Source organism: Burkholderia anthina (assembly GCF_902498995.1).
Lineage (GTDB): Bacteria > Pseudomonadota > Gammaproteobacteria > Burkholderiales > Burkholderiaceae > Burkholderia > Burkholderia anthina.
The window spans coordinates 90,363-105,455 of record NZ_CABVLY010000023.1; the positions used below are offsets into that span (position 1 = coordinate 90,363).

14 protein-coding genes are annotated in these 15,093 nt (G+C 67.4%); 6 read left to right on the top strand and 8 right to left on the bottom strand.

Features of this window, described 5'->3' with window-relative positions:
- Nucleotides 1–61: 61 nt before the first annotated feature.
- The 3 genes from gpmA (at nucleotide 62) to BME24068_RS26180 (ending at nucleotide 3,467) form a co-directional block, all read left to right on the top strand.
- A complete protein-coding gene (gpmA, locus tag BME24068_RS26170) occupies nucleotides 62–808 on the top strand; it encodes a 2,3-diphosphoglycerate-dependent phosphoglycerate mutase (protein WP_021164239.1) in 747 nt (248 codons plus the stop codon).
- Nucleotides 809–1,069: 261 nt separating this feature from the next.
- Nucleotides 1,070–2,611, top strand: coding sequence for a S41 family peptidase (locus tag BME24068_RS26175; protein WP_174927845.1), 1,542 nt, complete (start codon nucleotides 1,070–1,072; stop codon nucleotides 2,609–2,611).
- Between the two features lie 103 nt (nucleotides 2,612–2,714).
- Nucleotides 2,715–3,467: a HesA/MoeB/ThiF family protein gene (locus BME24068_RS26180; protein ID WP_096507415.1), complete on the top strand. Its 753-nt coding sequence runs from the start codon at nucleotides 2,715–2,717 to the stop codon at nucleotides 3,465–3,467.
- Nucleotides 3,468–3,561: 94 nt separating this feature from the next.
- Here BME24068_RS26180 and ptsP read toward each other — a convergent pair whose 3' ends face one another.
- From ptsP to BME24068_RS26215, 7 genes are all read right to left on the bottom strand, one after another.
- Entirely contained in the window at nucleotides 3,562–5,334 is a 1,773-nt protein-coding gene (gene ptsP, locus BME24068_RS26185; protein WP_096507464.1) for a phosphoenolpyruvate--protein phosphotransferase, read from the bottom strand.
- A 200-nt stretch (nucleotides 5,335–5,534) separates the two neighbouring features.
- Nucleotides 5,535–5,804 carry an HPr family phosphocarrier protein gene (locus BME24068_RS26190; RefSeq protein ID WP_006477716.1) on the bottom strand — a complete coding sequence of 90 codons (270 nt, stop codon included), beginning with the start codon at nucleotides 5,802–5,804 and terminating at the stop codon, nucleotides 5,535–5,537.
- 74 nt (nucleotides 5,805–5,878) lie between these two features.
- Complete coding sequence (locus BME24068_RS26195) at nucleotides 5,879–6,349, bottom strand: PTS sugar transporter subunit IIA (RefSeq protein ID WP_096507416.1); 471 nt, start codon at nucleotides 6,347–6,349, stop codon at nucleotides 5,879–5,881.
- A 231-nt stretch (nucleotides 6,350–6,580) separates the two neighbouring features.
- Nucleotides 6,581–7,537 (bottom strand): glutathione synthase, encoded by a 957-nt coding sequence (gene gshB / locus BME24068_RS26200; protein WP_096507417.1) that lies wholly within the window; start codon nucleotides 7,535–7,537, stop codon nucleotides 6,581–6,583.
- Nucleotides 7,538–7,562: 25 nt separating this feature from the next.
- Nucleotides 7,563–8,852 carry a glutamate--cysteine ligase gene (gene gshA / locus BME24068_RS26205; protein WP_044848231.1) on the bottom strand — a complete coding sequence of 430 codons (1,290 nt, stop codon included), beginning with the start codon at nucleotides 8,850–8,852 and terminating at the stop codon, nucleotides 7,563–7,565.
- A gap of 243 nt (nucleotides 8,853–9,095) precedes the next feature.
- On the bottom strand, nucleotides 9,096–10,583 hold the full coding sequence (locus BME24068_RS26210; RefSeq protein WP_096507418.1) for an ammonium transporter: 1,488 nt from the start codon (nucleotides 10,581–10,583) through the stop codon (nucleotides 9,096–9,098).
- A gap of 32 nt (nucleotides 10,584–10,615) precedes the next feature.
- Nucleotides 10,616–10,954, bottom strand: a complete 339-nt coding sequence (locus tag BME24068_RS26215; protein ID WP_006398175.1) for a P-II family nitrogen regulator — start codon at nucleotides 10,952–10,954, stop codon at nucleotides 10,616–10,618.
- Nucleotides 10,955–11,310: 356 nt separating this feature from the next.
- Here BME24068_RS26215 and BME24068_RS26220 point away from each other — a divergent pair, with 356 nt between their 5' ends.
- Together BME24068_RS26220 and BME24068_RS26225 are read left to right on the top strand one after the other, a co-directional pair.
- Nucleotides 11,311–11,562, top strand: a complete 252-nt coding sequence (locus tag BME24068_RS26220; protein WP_096507419.1) for an accessory factor UbiK family protein — start codon at nucleotides 11,311–11,313, stop codon at nucleotides 11,560–11,562.
- Nucleotides 11,563–11,803: 241 nt separating this feature from the next.
- Complete coding sequence (locus BME24068_RS26225; RefSeq protein ID WP_174927846.1) at nucleotides 11,804–13,450, top strand: YifB family Mg chelatase-like AAA ATPase; 1,647 nt, start codon at nucleotides 11,804–11,806, stop codon at nucleotides 13,448–13,450.
- Nucleotides 13,451–13,783: 333 nt separating this feature from the next.
- On the opposite strand, the gene BME24068_RS26230 is transcribed toward BME24068_RS26225, so the two are convergent.
- Nucleotides 13,784–14,356, bottom strand: a complete 573-nt coding sequence (locus BME24068_RS26230; RefSeq protein WP_174927847.1) for a hypothetical protein — start codon at nucleotides 14,354–14,356, stop codon at nucleotides 13,784–13,786.
- Nucleotides 14,357–14,519: 163 nt separating this feature from the next.
- Between BME24068_RS26230 and BME24068_RS26235 the strand changes: the two genes are divergently transcribed.
- Entirely contained in the window at nucleotides 14,520–15,056 is a 537-nt protein-coding gene (locus tag BME24068_RS26235) for a TlpA disulfide reductase family protein (RefSeq protein WP_174927848.1), read from the top strand.
- Nucleotides 15,057–15,093: the final 37 nt, after the last annotated feature.

Here is a 15,093-nt window from a genome sequence, read left to right on the forward strand (position 1 = left end):
GCCCCGAACCGGGCACCGTGCGACGCGCCCCGCTTCCCTATCACTACCGACCGCAAGATCCATGTACAAACTCGTTCTCATCCGCCACGGCGAATCGACGTGGAACAAGGAAAACCGCTTCACCGGCTGGGTCGACGTCGACCTGACCGAACAGGGTCGCAACGAGGCCTACCAGGCCGGCGAATTGCTCAAGGAGGCCGGCTACACGTTCGACATCGCGTACACGTCCGTGCTCAAGCGCGCGATCCGCACGCTGTGGCACGTGCAGGACCGGATGGACCTGATGTACCTGCCGGTCGTCCACTCGTGGCGCCTGAACGAGCGCCACTACGGCGCGCTGTCGGGCCTGAACAAGGCGGAAACGGCCGCCAAGTTCGGCGACGACCAGGTGCTCGTGTGGCGCCGCAGCTACGACACGCCGCCGCCCGCGCTCGAGCCGACCGACGAACGCGCGCCGTTCAACGACCCGCGCTACGCGAAGGTGCCGCGCGAGCAGCTGCCGCTGACCGAGTGCCTGAAGGACACGGTCGCGCGCGTGCTGCCGCTGTGGAACGAGTCGATCGCACCGGCCGTCCGCGCGGGCAAGCAGGTGCTGATCGCCGCGCACGGCAACTCGCTGCGTGCGCTGATCAAGTATCTCGACGGCATCTCGGACAGCGACATCGTCGGCCTGAACATCCCGAACGGCGTGCCGCTCGTGTATGAACTCGACGAGAACCTGAAGCCGATCAAGCATTACTACCTCGGCGACCAGGACGCGATCGCGCAGGCGCAGGCCGCCGTCGCGAAACAGGGCAAGGCGGGCTGACGCCCGTCGGGCGGGGCGGGGCCGCCTTCGGTGCGCCCGGCCCCGTTCGGCCTTTCCGGTGCGCGGCGCGAACCTTCGCGGCTCCGGTGCTGTCGAATCCGCTTTCGAATCCGTCGCGCGTCCGGCGGCACCCCGCCGGGGCCCGAAACCCGGGGCGCGAGACCTTTTCGCACCGTTCCACTGAGTAATCGGACGAACAGTTATACTTGTCCGCTACATCCCCGCTACCGCCACGCGCTTCCCGACCGCACCAGACTCTCTATGCGAATGAAATTGAAGAACATCGGCCTGATTGCCGCGGGCCTCGCCACGGGCGTGTTCGCCACGCTGCAGATTTCGGCGTCGGCCGAACAAACCGCCACGGCCCCGCTTCCCCTCGACCAGCTTCGCCTGTTCGCTGAAGTGTTCGGCCAGATCAAGCGCGAGTACGTCGAGCCGGTCGACGACAAGAAGCTGCTGACGGCGGCGATCAAGGGCATGGTGTCGAGCCTCGACCCGCACTCGTCGTTCCTCGACAAGACCGACTACGATGAACTGCAGGAGCAGACGAAGGGTCGCTTCGCGGGCCTGGGCATCGAGATCTCGCAGGAAGACGGCCTCGTCAAGGTGATCTCGCCGATCGAGGACACCCCCGCGTTCCGCGCCGGCATCCGTCCGGGCGACCTGATCACCCGCATCAACGACAAGCCGGTGCGCGGCATGACGCTCGACAAGGCCGTCAAGCAGATGCGCGGCGAGCCGGGCACGAAGGTCACGCTGACGATCTTCCGCAAGAGCGACGACCGCACGTTCCCGGTCACGGTCACGCGCGCGATCATCAAGGTCCAGAGCGTGAAGATGAAGCTGCTCGACCCGGGCTACGCCTACATCCGGATCACGAGCTTCCAGGAGCGCACGACGCCCGATCTCGCCGCGAAGCTGCAGGACATCGCACGCCAGCAGCCGAACCTGAAGGGCCTGATCGTCGACCTGCGCAACAACGGCGGCGGCCTGCTGCAGAGCGCGGTCGGCGTCGCCGGCGCGTTCCTGCCGCCCGACTCCGTCGTCGTGTCGACCAACGGCCAGATCCCGGATTCGAAGCAGGTCTACCGCGACACCTACGACAACTATCGCCTGCCGTCCTTCGACGGCGATCCGCTGAAGAACCTGCCGCCGGTCTTCAAGACCGTGCCGATGATCGTGCTGACGAACGCGTATTCGGCGTCCGCGTCGGAAATCGTCGCCGGTGCGCTGCAGGATTCGAAGCGCGCGCTGATCATGGGCAAGACGACGTTCGGCAAGGGCTCGGTGCAGACGGTCCGCCCGATGACGGCCGACACCGCACTGCGCCTGACGACCGCGTACTACTACACGCCGAGCGGCCGTTCGATCCAGAACAAGGGCATCACGCCTGACGTGCCGGTCGATCAGTACGCGGACGGCGATCCGGACGACGTGCTCGTGACGCGTGAAGTCGATTACTCGAACCACCTCGCGAACACGCAGGATCCGAACGAGAAGAAGGAACAGGAAGAGCGCGAGCAGCGCCGGATGGATCAGCTGCGCATCCTCGAAGAGCAGAACGACAAGAAGACGCCGGAGCAACGCCAGAAGGACCGCGATCGCAAGCCGATCGAGTTCGGCAGCGCCGACGACTTCATGATGCAGCAGGCGCTCAACAAGCTCGAAGGCAAGCCGGTGCAGGAATCGAAGTCGCTGCTCGCCGAGAGCACGACGAAGAGCCCTGCGGCCAAGGCCGCGTCCGCCGCGAAGGCGTCGGGCACGAAGGCCGCCGCACCGAAGCCCGCGTCGGCACCGCAGTAAGCGCCGGCCGGCATCCGACGGGCCATCGCGGGAAGACCGCGATGGCCCGTTTTTCATGCGCGCCTAGAATAGCCAGCAGGTCCGCCTCGCTCACGACTTCTCCATGAACGACGATCAACTCCTTCGCTACTCCCGCCACATCCTCGTCGACGAAATCGGCATCGAGGCACAACAGCGCTTTCTCGACGCGCATGCGATCGTCGTCGGCGCCGGCGGCCTCGGCTCGCCGGCCGCGATGTATCTCGCGGCGTCCGGCGTCGGCACGATCACGCTGGTCGACGCCGACACGGTCGATCTCACGAACCTGCAGCGGCAGATCCTGCACGTGACGGCCTCGGTCGGCCGCAGCAAGGTCGAATCGGGACGCGACGCGCTCGCGCAGCTGAACCCCGAGGTGACGGTGCACGCGGTCGCGGCGCGCGTCGACGATGCGTGGCTCGACGAACACGTGCCGCGCGCGAGCGTCGTGCTCGACTGCACCGACAACTTCGCGACGCGCCACGCGATCAACCGTGCGTGCGTCGCGCACGGCGTGCCGCTCGTGTCGGGCGCCGCGCTGCGCTTCGACGGCCAGATCAGCACGTTCGATTTCCGCGATCCGGCCGCGCCCTGCTATGCCTGCGTGTTTCCGGAAGACCAGCCGTTCGAGGAAGTCGCGTGCTCGACGATGGGCGTGTTCGCGCCGACGGTCGGGATCATCGGCGCGATGCAGGCCGCCGAAGCGCTGCGCGTGATCGGCGGGATCGGCACGACGCTCAACGGCCGGCTGATGATGCTCGATTCGCTGCGGATGGAATGGACGACGATGAAGATCGCGCGCCAGGCCGACTGCCCGGTGTGCGGCGGCCGGCACTGACGCGCGCCGGATGCATGCGCCGGCGGCGCATGCGTGACGTTTCGCGACTATTTCGCGACTCCGGTTGCGCGGCAGCGGCCTGCGCCGCTGCCGCTCAGGCGGCCGCGTCCGCGCGCGGCTCGGCGACCGCCAGGCGCTTGAGCGCCGCCTGCACTTCTTCCGGCTCGAACGCGGCGAGCACGTCGGCCGTCGGCTTCTCGAGCGCCTTCAGGTGCGCACGCAAAATCTCCTGCTTCACCACCAGCAACTGGCTCGGATGCATCGAGAACTCGGTGAGCCCCATCCCGAGCAGCAGGCGCGTGAGCGCCGGGTCGCCGGCCATCTCCCCGCACACCGACACCGACACGCCCGCCCGCTTCGCTTCGCGCAGCGTATAGGCGATCAGGTGCAGCACCGCCGGATGCAGCGGGTCGTACAGGTGCGCGACCGCGTTGTCCGCGCGGTCGATCGCGAGCGTGTACTGGATCAGGTCGTTCGTGCCGATCGACAGGAAGTCGAAGCGCTTCAGGAACAGCGGCAGCGCGATCGCCGCAGCCGGGATCTCGATCATCGCGCCGAGACGCACGTTCGGATCGTATGCGAGCCCCGCGTCATCGAGCTGGCGCTTCGCCTCGCGGATCAGGTCGAGCGTCTGGTCGATCTCCTGCGCGTGCGCGAGCATCGGGATCAGGATCTTCACCTGCCCGAACGCGGACGCGCGCAGGATCGCGCGCAACTGCGTGAGGAACATCTGCGGCTCGGACAGGCTCCAGCGGATCGCGCGCAGCCCGAGCGCCGGATTCGGCGCCGTCTCGTAGCCTTCGTCGAGCGCCTCGAGCGGCTTGTCCGCGCCGACGTCGATCGTGCGGATCGTCACCGGCATGCCCTTCATCCACTCGACCGCACGCTTGTACGCGGCGAACTGCTCCTCCTCCTCGGGCATCTCCTTCTGATGCATGAACAGGAACTCCGAGCGGAACAGCCCGACGCCGACCGCGCCGGCCTCGACCGCCGCCTTCGCGTCGTCGGGCAGCTCGATGTTCGCGTACAGCTCGATCTTGGTGCCGCACAACGTCTGCGTCGGCGAGAACTTCAGGCGCTGCAGCTTGCGCTGCTCCAGCAGTTTCTCGGACTGGCGGTACGAATATTCCTCGAGGACGATCGGCGCCGGATCGACGATCACGATGCCCTGGTCGCCGTCGACGATGATCAGGTCGTCCTGGCGGATCAGCGCGCTCGCGTGCTGCACGCCGACCGCGGCCGGAATGCCGAGGCTGCGCGCGACGATCGCCGTGTGCGACGTGCGGCCGCCGAGATCGGTGACGAACGCCTGGAACGACTGCGACTTGAACTGCATCATGTCGGCCGGCGCGATGTCGTGCGCGACGACGATCATCTCGTTCGTGCCGTTCCTGGCCGCGCGATCGAGCGCCTGCGACGCGGACGGCGCGCCCGCGAGCGCCTTCAGCACGCGCTCGACCACCTGCTCGATGTCGGCCTTGCGCTCGCGCAGGTATTCGTCCTCGATGTCGTCGAAGTGGCGCGTGAGCAGTTCGAGCTGCTCGGTCAGCGCCCATTCGACGTTGTAGCGCCGCGTGCGGATCAGGTCGATGGTTTCCTGCACGAGCATCGCGTCGCTCAGGATCATGGCGTGCACGTCGATGAACGCGCCCACTTCGGTCGGGGTGTCGTCGGTCAGGTCGGCGCGCAGCGCCTCGAGTTCGTGATGCACGGTTTCGAGCGCCGTGCGGAAACGCTCGACCTCGGCATCGATCTGGTTCGCTTCGATCAGGTAATGGGCGACGTCGAGCGCCGCCGGCGCGATCAGGTACGCTCGCCCGATCGCGATACCACGTGAGACGGGAATGCCATGCAGCGTGAAGGACACGCGCACCTCCTCTGTACATGTAAAGCCGCGGCACACTGCTGCGATGCGCTTATGACCCCGGTTAGCGATTATAAATTCCGTCCCCTCATGCTGACTGCGTGCAGCGCAGCATTACGCGTTACGTATCAATGCTTCAGACGAAAAAAATGCCGCGAAAAACGCGGCATTCCGATTCGAAACGGCAGTGATCCCGCGCGGAATCACTGACCTTCGCCGAACTTGTCCGCGATCAGCTTGAGCAGCGCATCCATCGCTTCGCGTTCGTCCGGCCCCTCGGTCTCGATCGTCACCGTACTGCCGATGCCCGCCGCCAGCATCATGACGCCCATGATGCTCTTCGCATTGATCTTGCGCCCGTTGCGCGTCATCCAGACTTCCGACTGGAAGTTGCCGGCCAGTTGCGTAAGCTTGGCCGATGCGCGCGCATGGAGCCCCAATTTGTTGACGATGGTGGTTTCTTGTTGAAGCATGATTCTCGGTCGGGTCGGTCGAGGCCGCCGGCGACGGGCGTCGGCGGGTCAGTCTGAAACGGAAAACGGGATGGTCAGTGCGATTCGGTGCGCGGTTGCGGCTCGGGCGGAATCGGCGCGCACTGGCCGCAGCCGGTTTCCGACGGCGGCGGCGGCGTGCCGGCCGATACCTCGTGAACGCCCTTCGCGCCGCCGGACAGCGCCTTGTCGACGAGCTTGTCGAGCGGCACCGTGCGGTAGCAGACGGCGCGCACCAGCATCGGCAGGTTCACGCCGGCGAGCACGCGCACGTTCTCGAGCTTCGCCAGTTGCCCCGCGATGTTCGCGGGCGTCGCGCCGTACATGTCGGTCAGCACGACGACGCCGTTCTCTTCCCTGAGCCGCGCGAGCTCCGCATGCGCGAACGCCATCACCTGGGTGGGGTCGCTGTCCGCCATCACGTCGATACAGCCGATGCGCGCGGGCACGCCGCCGTAGATGTGCGCGATGCAGTCCCGCAGCGCGGTGGCGAGCGGGGCATGCGCGATGATCAGAATCCCGGCCATGTCAGACCGCTCCCGGCCGCCCCTGGCGGGCCGATACCCCGCGACGGGGCAATGAGCGTAGCGAGTGTGGGAAACGTTTCATGTTCAGCCTTGCAACGGTTTCGGCCCGACCGCCGGGCCTTCGGCGCGCTGGTCGCGGCACCGGGCAAGCGGGCATTGTAGCAGGCCGATCGAACCGCTCCGGCGACGGGGGACCTGCGCGGCCGCCGCCGGGGTTGCGCGGAAAACGGGCTACGCGGCCGCCCGCTCCAGCGCGTCGATGAACATCGCGGCGACGTCGAAACCCGTCTGCTCCATGATTTCGCGGAAGCACGTCGGGCTCGTCACGTTCACCTCGGTCAGCCAGTCGCCGATCGCATCGAGGCCGACCAGCAGCAGCCCGCGCGCCGCGAGCACGGGGCCGAGCGTCTCGGCGATCTCGCGATCGCGCGGCGTCAGCGGCTGCGCGACGCCGAGCCCGCCCGCCGCGAGATTGCCGCGCACTTCGCTGCCCTGCGGAATCCGCGCGAGCGAATACGGCACCGGCTCGCCCGCGATCAGCAGAATGCGCTTGTCGCCCGCCTTGATCTCGGGAATGAACTTCTGGATCATCAGCGAGCGCGTGCCGTCATGGCCCAGCATCTCGATGATCGCGCCGAGATTCATTCCGTCGGCCTTCACGCGGAACACGCCCATCCCGCCCATGCCGTCGAGCGGCTTCACGATCACGTCGCCATGCTCGGCGTGAAATGCCCGCAGGCGCGCGGCGTCGCGCGTGACGAGCGTCGGTGCGACGAACTGCGGAAACTCGCCGATCGCGAGCTTCTCCGAGTGATCGCGGATCGACTGCGGCTTGTTGAACACGCGTGCGCCTGCCCGCTCGGCAAGCTCGAGCATCCAGGTGGCCGTCACGTACTCCATGTCGAACGGCGGATCCTTGCGCATCAGCACCGCGCCGAACGACGTCAGCTGCCGGGATTCGTGCGCGGCCGTCTCGTACCACGGATGACGATGCAGGTCGGCCGTGTCGCCGACGATCGTCACGCGCTGCACGTCCGCCTCGACGCCCGAACCCGTCCACGCAAGCTGGTGCGGCTCGCATGCGTACACCGCATGCCCGCGCCGCGCGGCCTCCGCCATCATCGCGTAGGTCGAATCCTTGTAGATCTTGAAGCGCTCGAGCGGGTCGGCGATAAAGAGAATGTCCATGCGGGTCCTGTACGTAGCGAAGCCGTTACACCTGGATGGCTTCGGGATCGGTCTTTTCCAGTTCGATCGACGACGCGATCAGCGACAGCCGCGCGACGACGCCGTACATGTAGAAACGGTTCGGCGGCGCGGCGCCCGGCTTCGCGCCGGCATCCGGCAGCGCGGTGTGCTCGAAGCCGAGCGGCACGTAATGCATGCCGGGGGCGTTCAGGTTCTGGTCGCGCTCGCGGCCGCCGTGCGTGCGGTAGAAGCCGCCGACCACGTAGCGGTCGATCATGTACACGACGGGCTCCGCGACTTCGTCGCCGACGCGCTCGAACGTATACACGCCTTCCTGCACGATCACGTCGCGCACCGCGAGGCCAGCCTTCGATTCGGCCATCTGCGCGCGCTCCGCCTTCGACATGCGGCCGATCTCGGCCGCGTCGTGCACGGTCATCACGCCGCGCCCCGCGGTGCCCGCGTCGGCCTTCACGACCACGTACGGCTTTTCGCTGATGCCGTATTCGCGATACTTGCGCGCGATCTTCTTGAGCACGCCGTCGATCGCGTCGGCGAGCGCCTGCTCGCCTTCATGGGCCTGCCAGTCGACGCCTTCGACGTGCGCGAAATACGGATTCACCATCCACGGATCGACGCCGACCATCTTCGCGAACTTCTTCGCGACGTCGTCGTAGCACGAGAAGTGCGTCGACTTGCGGCGCACGGCCCAGCCCGCATGCAGCGGCGGCAGCAGATACTGCTCGTGCAGGTTTTCCAGCACGGCCGGAATCCCTGCCGACAGGTCGTTGTTCAGCAGGATCGAGCACGGATCGAAATTCTTCAGGCCGAGGCGGCGCTGCGAACGCTCGAGCGGCTCGAGCACGATCTTCTGGCCGTCGGCCAGCGTGATCGGCGTCATGTCGGTGATGCTCGGATCGAGCGAGCCGAAGCGGACGTTCAGGCCGGCCTGGCGCATGATCGTCGCGAGCCGCGCGACGTTTTCCAGGTAGAACGCGTTGCGGGTCGGCAGCTCGGGAATCACGAGCAGGTTCTTCGCGTCCGGGCAGATCTTCTCGATCGCGGCCATCGCGGCCTGGACGGCGAGCGGCAGCACTTCGGACGGCAGATTATTGAACGCGCCGGGGAACAGGTTCGCGTCGACGGGCGCCAGCTTGAAGCCGGCGTTGCGCAGGTCCACCGAACAATAGAACGGCGGGGTGTGTTCCTGCCATTCGAGCCTGAACCAGCGTTCGATCGCAGGCGTCGCGTCGAGGATCTTCTGCTCGAGTTCGAGCAGCGGACCGTTCAACGCGGTAACGAGGTGGGGAACCATGAATCACTCGCGAGCGGGAGAATGAAGATTGTAGAGCAATTGCCTTGCCCATTTGGGGATTGTTCCCGGCTTCACAAGGGTTTGGAGGAAGTTTTCGGCTATTGACCCGATAGGTCGAAGGGTTATGCGCTGCGACAGCAGGCGTCAGGAGAAAAAAAGCCCGCCGGGTGGGCGGGCCGAAGTCGCTGCGCTCATTCGTCGCGGGCGCCGTCTGCGCGGCGGCCCGCCGTTCATCCTTATGACTTATTCGACGTGTTCGCCGTGCAGCACCACGTCGAGACCTTCGCGCTCTTCCTCTTCGGTCACGCGCAGGCCGATCGTCAGGTCGATCAGCTTCAGCAGCACGAAGCTCAGCACGCCGCTGTACACCAGCGTGATCAGCACGCCCTTCGCCTGCAGCAGCAGGCTGCCGTCGGCCCCGCCGATATCCTTGACCGCGAACACACCCGTCAGCAACGCGCCGAGGATCCCGCCGATGCCGTGCACGCCGAACGCGTCGAGCGAATCGTCGTAGCCGAGCTTCGACTTGAGCCAGGTCGCCGACCAGAAGCACACGACGCCGGCCGCGATGCCGATCACGAGTGCGCCCGTCACGCCGACGAAACCGGCGGCCGGCGTGATCGCGACGAGGCCCGCGACCGCACCCGACACGATGCCGAGCACCGACGGCTTGCCGTGCGTGAGCCACTCGGCGAACATCCAGCCGAGCGCCGCGCAGGCCGTGGCCACTTGCGTCGTCAGCATCGCGAAGCCGGCACGGCCGTCGGCCGCGACCGCGGAACCCGCGTTGAAGCCGAACCAGCCGACCCACAGCATCGAGCCGCCGATCATCGTCAGCACCAGGTTGTGCGGCGCCATCGATTCGCGGCCGAAGCCGACCCGCTTGCCGAGCATCAGGCACGACACGAGGCCCGCGATACCGGCGTTGATGTGCACCACGGTGCCGCCCGCGAAGTCGAGCACGCCGTCCGACGACAGCCAGCCGGTCGGCTCCCACACCATGTGCGCGATCGGCACGTAGACGATCAGCGACCAGAGCGTCATGAACACGAGCATCGCCGAGAACTTCATCCGGTCGGCGAACGCGCCGCAGATCAGCGCCGGCGTGATGATCGCGAACGTCATCTGATAGACGAAGTAGACCGACTCAGGAATCGTCGTCGCCAGGTGGCTGACGGTCAGCGTGGTCGCCTTGTCGCCCTTCACGTAGGTCATCCCGTGCAGGAACACGCGCGACAGGCCGCCGATGAAGCCGTTGCCCGGCGTGAACGCGAGGCTGTAGCCGACCACCGTCCACAGCACCGTGATCACCGCGGTGATCGCGAAGCTCTGCATCACGGTCGCGAGCACGTTCTTCTTGCGGACCATGCCGGCGTAGAACAGCGCGAGGCCGGGGATCGTCATGAACAGCACGAGCGCGGTGGACGTGAGCATCCACGCGGTGTCGCCGGCGCTGATCTTCGACGAATCGACGGAGAACGGTGCGGTCGGCGCGGCGGGGGCGGCCGATGCGTCGGCGGCGCCCGAAGCGGGTGCGGCGGCAGCCGGTGCCGATGCGTCCGTGGCGGCCGGCGCCGAAGCGGCGGGCGCTGCGGCAGCGGAGGCATCGGACGCCGTGGCGGCGGGCGCGGACGCAGCCGCGGCGGACGCCGCGTCGTCGGCGAGCGCGGGGCCGACGCCGGCCGCGATCAGCGAGCCGGCCATCAGCAGGGACATCAGAAGTTTGCGCATCTCGGGTTTCCTCTTGTCGCTTGTCTTGTTCGTTACAGCGCGTCCGCGCCTGTCTCCCCGGTCCGGATCCGGATCACCTGCTCGATCGGCGTGACGAAGATCTTCCCGTCGCCGATCTTGCCGGTGCGCGCGGCCCGCTCGATCGCCTCGACCGCCTGGTCGACGAGGTCGTCCGACACGGCCGCCTCGATCTTCATCTTCGGCAGGAAATCGACCACGTATTCCGCGCCCCGATACAGCTCGGTGTGCCCCTTCTGGCGCCCGAACCCCTTCACCTCCGTCACGGTGATGCCCGAGACGCCGAGCGCGGAGAGCGCTTCGCGTGTCTCATCGAGCTTGAACGGCTTGATGATTGCGGTAATCAGTTTCATGAAGTCCTCTCGCTGGGTGTCCCGTCGAATTGGTTGGAATGTTGTAACGGTTCTCTTCTCAGCAACTCGCATGCCATGTTCGCGAGAGCGCCGTCTCGAACGGCCCGGAAGCGGGGTCGCATCGCATGCCGAAAGGCGCGCGAGCCCGGCCGAATGGCCAATGTGGGCCGGGTTTGCTGGCGCGGCGAAAGGATCGTTGCTAGAGTGCACGCACGTCCCGGATCACCGGGCCATTCACCCATGCGGGCGCCATGCCCGGAATTCGCGCCGCCGGCGCACCATTTCCGGTCATGCGTGCATCATGGGCACGTACGCAACTGAAGATGCACATTTTTTGTGCAAGGAAGGGTAACCACATGAAGCAACCCAGCGACGTTTTCAACGATCTGCAGTCGCGCGTCAGCGACCTGCTGAAAAACTCGCCGGCCAAGGATGTCGAGCGCAACGTGAAGGCCATGCTGTCGCAAGGCTTCTCGAAACTCGATCTCGTCACGCGCGAGGAGTTCGACACGCAGGCCCAGGTGCTCGCCCGCACCCGCGTGCGTCTCGAGGAACTCGAGAAGCGCGTCGCGGAACTCGAGCAGAAGCTCACGGCACCCCAGGCCTGACGCCCCGCCCGACCGACGGGTCCGGGCGCGGGCCGCCTCGTGCGGCTCGCGCCCGCTACCCCGAAATCGCTCCGCCGTTTCGTCGTACTCCGCAGTCCCTCGCTCTTCGCTGTTCTTCGTTTCAGCAGTTCCTCGTTCTTTCTCCGCGCCACGCCGGCAAGCGCGCACCGATTCCTCCGATTCCCGCGGCATGCGGCCCCGAACGGCCGTTGCCGTCCGATTCCTTTACAGGAGCCTCGCCATGTCGCTTGCCGTGGTGCGCAGTCGCGCGCCGGCGGCCGGCCGCGCGCCGGACGTCACCGTCGAAGTCCACCTCGCCAACGGGTTGCCGTCGTTCTCGATCGTCGGCCTGCCCGATCTCGAAGTCCGCGAAAGCCGCGAGCGCGTGCGCGCCGCGCTGCAGAACTGCGGATTCGAATTCCCCGTCAGGCGCATTACCGTCAATCTCGCGCCGGCCGACCTGCCGAAGGAGTCGGGCCGCTTCGACCTGCCGATCGCGCTCGGCATCCTCGCGGCGAACGGCCAGATCCCGGCCGACGCGCTGGCCGGCCGCGAATTCGCCGGCGAACTGTCGCTGACCGGCGCACTGCGGCCGATGCGCGGCGCGTTCGCGATGGCGTGCGGCGCGGCCCGCGACTGGCGTGCGGGTGGCGCCGGAGCGGGCTTCGGCTCCGGTTTCGATTCCCGTCCCGATTCCGGGCTCCGGCCCGGTCTCGGTTCCAGCCCCGATTGCGCCGCGATATCCGGCGCGACCGCCCCGTCGCGCCCGCCCGAGCTGTACCTGCCGCTCGACAGCGCCGCCGAGGCCGCGCTCGTGCCGGGCGTTACCGTGTTCGGTGCACCCGACCTGCCGGCGCTGTGCGCGCATCTCGCCGGTGCGCCCGACGCCCGGCTCAAGCCGGTCGCGGCGCCGCGCCTCGACGGACTGCCGACGCCGGCCGCCCCCGATCTCGCCGACGTGGTCGGCCAGCGTGGCGCGCGGCGCGCGCTCGAAGTCGCCGCCGCCGGCGGCCACCACATGCTGATGGTCGGGCCGCCCGGCGCCGGCAAGTCGATGCTGGCCGCGCGCCTGCCCGGCCTGCTGCCACCGCTGACCGACGACGAAGCGCTGACGTCGGCCGCGCTCCTTTCCGCGAGCCGTCTCGGCTTCTCGCCCGCGCAGTGGCGGCGGCGGCCGTTCCGCTCGCCGCATCATTCGTCGAGCGCCGCCGCGCTGGTCGGCGGCCGCAACCCGCCGCAGCCGGGCGAGATCACGCTCGCGCACCTCGGCGTGCTGTTTCTCGACGAGCTGCCCGAATTCGACCGGCACGTGCTGGAGATGCTGCGCGAGCCGCTGGAAGTCGGCCGCATCACGATCTCGCGCGCGGCGCAGCAAGCCGACTTCCCCGCCGCCTGCCAGCTGATCGCCGCGATGAATCCGTGCCCGTGCGGCTGGCACGGCGATCCGTCCGGGCGCTGCCGCTGCTCGCCGGACGTCGCCGCGCGCTACCTGCGCAAGCTGTCGGGGCCGCTGCTCGATCGCATCGACATCCAGATCGACCTGCCCGCGCTGTCGCCAGCGGAACTCGCGTCGCGCGCGACGACGCCCGGCGAATCGAGCGCGGCGGTCGCCGCGCGGGTCGCGCAAGCGCGTGCGCTGCAGCTCGACCGGCAGGGCAAGACGAATCACATGCTGAGCGGCCGCGAGACCGACGATCTGTGCCGGCCGACCGGCGACGGCGAGCGGCTGCTGCGCGAGGCCGGCGAACGCTTCGGCTGGTCCGCGCGCGCGTATTTCCGCGTGCTGAAGGTGGCGCGAACGATCGCCGACCTCGCCGGCGACCCGCTGCCGACGGCCGCGCAGATCGCCGAAGCGATCCGCTACCGGCGCGCGCTGACGGCGCTGTAAACGCCTGCGGAGGACAAAATTAGACTGTCAAGACTTGACTTATGCACAATTCCACGAATCCGGCCCCGGATCGGCTCGCGTGGACGCTCTCTTATTGCGGAATTTCTATCCCGTTGTTTTTATTGATCTTTCCTAAACGGCGCACGAGCCGCCAAATGTCCCGAAAGGCCGTCCGGCATGGCTTTGCGGCGGATTTGGCAAACTTTTCAACAAAGTTATCCACATGCGCTGTGGATAGCCGAAAAATCCCCGCAAAATCCGGCGATTAGCGTCGAAAGCTGCGAATGAACTTTCAATTGTCACAGAGTGTCTGAGCGCCCTCGCCGGCCAGTATCAGTCGAGTTTGAACGAGCCGAAAAACTGGTCGAGCTGCTCCTGCGCAAGCGGCCCGTCGGCGATCACGACGGCCTGGTACGCGTGACGGCCGCGCGCGACGAGCCGCGCGATGATCGTCTTGCGCGCATGGTCGCCGCCGCTGGCTGCACCGGCAATGCGCAGCTCGAGCCCGTTCACCGCGCCGCCGGCCGCGAGCGGCACGGGCACCGATGCGATCTGCGGCGTGCCTTCGAGATTGCGCGACAACCCGGCCTGCAGGAAGTCGAGCGCCGCGCGGCGCGTCTCGTCGCGGTCGTCCGGCAGCGTCAGCGTGCCGACCGCGAACACGGCGCCGTCGACGTGCGCGGCCTGCATCCGCATCGGCATCGACGCGCCGCCCACCGCCACCGGCTGGTTCTCGACGGTCGGCTTCGCCGGCAGGTCGATCGTGTAGCCGGCATCGTTGTGCAGCGTGCGCCAGTCATATGACGGCGAGCACGCAGCCAGCGCCGCGCTCACGCACGCGAGCGCGGCGAAGTGTCGCAGCGGACGAAAAAGGGGGCGCAACAATTCGATGACTTCCTTCGGCATGGCAGTGATGGGGACAGGCAAAACGCCCATTATCCGCCGAACCCGACGGCCGGGATGTGAGGTGGCCGCCGGTGCACGGGCCGCATTCGCGCTAAAATGAGCGCCGAATTTCGACGTCCCTTGCATCGACCCGCGTCATCGACCGACTCCGAGAGCACCGCAGATGAACACCACGCCTCCCGCCCAGCGCCGCACCGGCCCCGCCCGCTATATCGTCGCGGCCGTCGTCGTCGCGGCCATCGCCGTTGCCGGCTTCTTCGCGTTCAACGGCAAGTCCACCGTGCCGGACGCCACGTTCACGCTGCTGTCGGGCCAGAAGGTGTCGACGGCCGGCGACCTGAAGGGCAAGGTCTACCTCGTGAACTTCTGGGCGACGAGCTGCGCGACCTGCATGCAGGAAATGCCGCAGATGGTCGATACCTACAATCGCTTCAAGGGCCAGGGGCTGGAATTCGTCGCGGTCGCGATGAACTACGACCCGCCGATGTACGTCGCGAACTACGCGCAGACGCGCCAATTGCCGTTCAAGGTCGCGCTCGACGACGGCAGCGTCGCGAAGCAGTTCGGCAACGTGCAGCTCACGCCGACGACCTTCGTCGTCGACAAGGACGGCAAGATCCTGAAGCGCTACGTCGGCGCACCGCAATTCGCGGAACTCGACGCGCTGCTCAAGAAGGCACTCGGCAACAACGCCGCCTGAGCGCCGCCCGACACGGCTCGCAGGGCCGCGCACCGCA

What these genes read in the sequence shown, in the direction of transcription:
- BME24068_RS26220 (WP_096507419.1), top strand. Translation starts at nt 11,311, where the DNA reads ATGAAGCAACCCAGCGACGTTTTCAACGATCTGCAGTCGCGCGTCAGC.
- gshB (WP_096507417.1), bottom strand. Translation starts at nt 7,537, where the DNA reads ATGGACATTCTCTTTATCGCCGACCCGCTCGAGCGCTTCAAGATCTAC.
- gpmA (WP_021164239.1), top strand. Translation starts at nt 62, where the DNA reads ATGTACAAACTCGTTCTCATCCGCCACGGCGAATCGACGTGGAACAAG.
- BME24068_RS26225 (WP_174927846.1), top strand. Translation starts at nt 11,804, where the DNA reads ATGTCGCTTGCCGTGGTGCGCAGTCGCGCGCCGGCGGCCGGCCGCGCG.
- BME24068_RS26180 (WP_096507415.1), top strand. Translation starts at nt 2,715, where the DNA reads ATGAACGACGATCAACTCCTTCGCTACTCCCGCCACATCCTCGTCGAC.
- BME24068_RS26210 (WP_096507418.1), bottom strand. Translation starts at nt 10,583, where the DNA reads ATGCGCAAACTTCTGATGTCCCTGCTGATGGCCGGCTCGCTGATCGCG.
- BME24068_RS26175 (WP_174927845.1), top strand. Translation starts at nt 1,070, where the DNA reads ATGCGAATGAAATTGAAGAACATCGGCCTGATTGCCGCGGGCCTCGCC.
- BME24068_RS26190 (WP_006477716.1), bottom strand. Translation starts at nt 5,804, where the DNA reads ATGCTTCAACAAGAAACCACCATCGTCAACAAATTGGGGCTCCATGCG.
- BME24068_RS26195 (WP_096507416.1), bottom strand. Translation starts at nt 6,349, where the DNA reads ATGGCCGGGATTCTGATCATCGCGCATGCCCCGCTCGCCACCGCGCTG.
- BME24068_RS26215 (WP_006398175.1), bottom strand. Translation starts at nt 10,954, where the DNA reads ATGAAACTGATTACCGCAATCATCAAGCCGTTCAAGCTCGATGAGACA.
- gshA (WP_044848231.1), bottom strand. Translation starts at nt 8,852, where the DNA reads ATGGTTCCCCACCTCGTTACCGCGTTGAACGGTCCGCTGCTCGAACTC.
- BME24068_RS26235 (WP_174927848.1), top strand. Translation starts at nt 14,520, where the DNA reads ATGAACACCACGCCTCCCGCCCAGCGCCGCACCGGCCCCGCCCGCTAT.
- BME24068_RS26230 (WP_174927847.1), bottom strand. Translation starts at nt 14,356, where the DNA reads ATGCCGAAGGAAGTCATCGAATTGTTGCGCCCCCTTTTTCGTCCGCTG.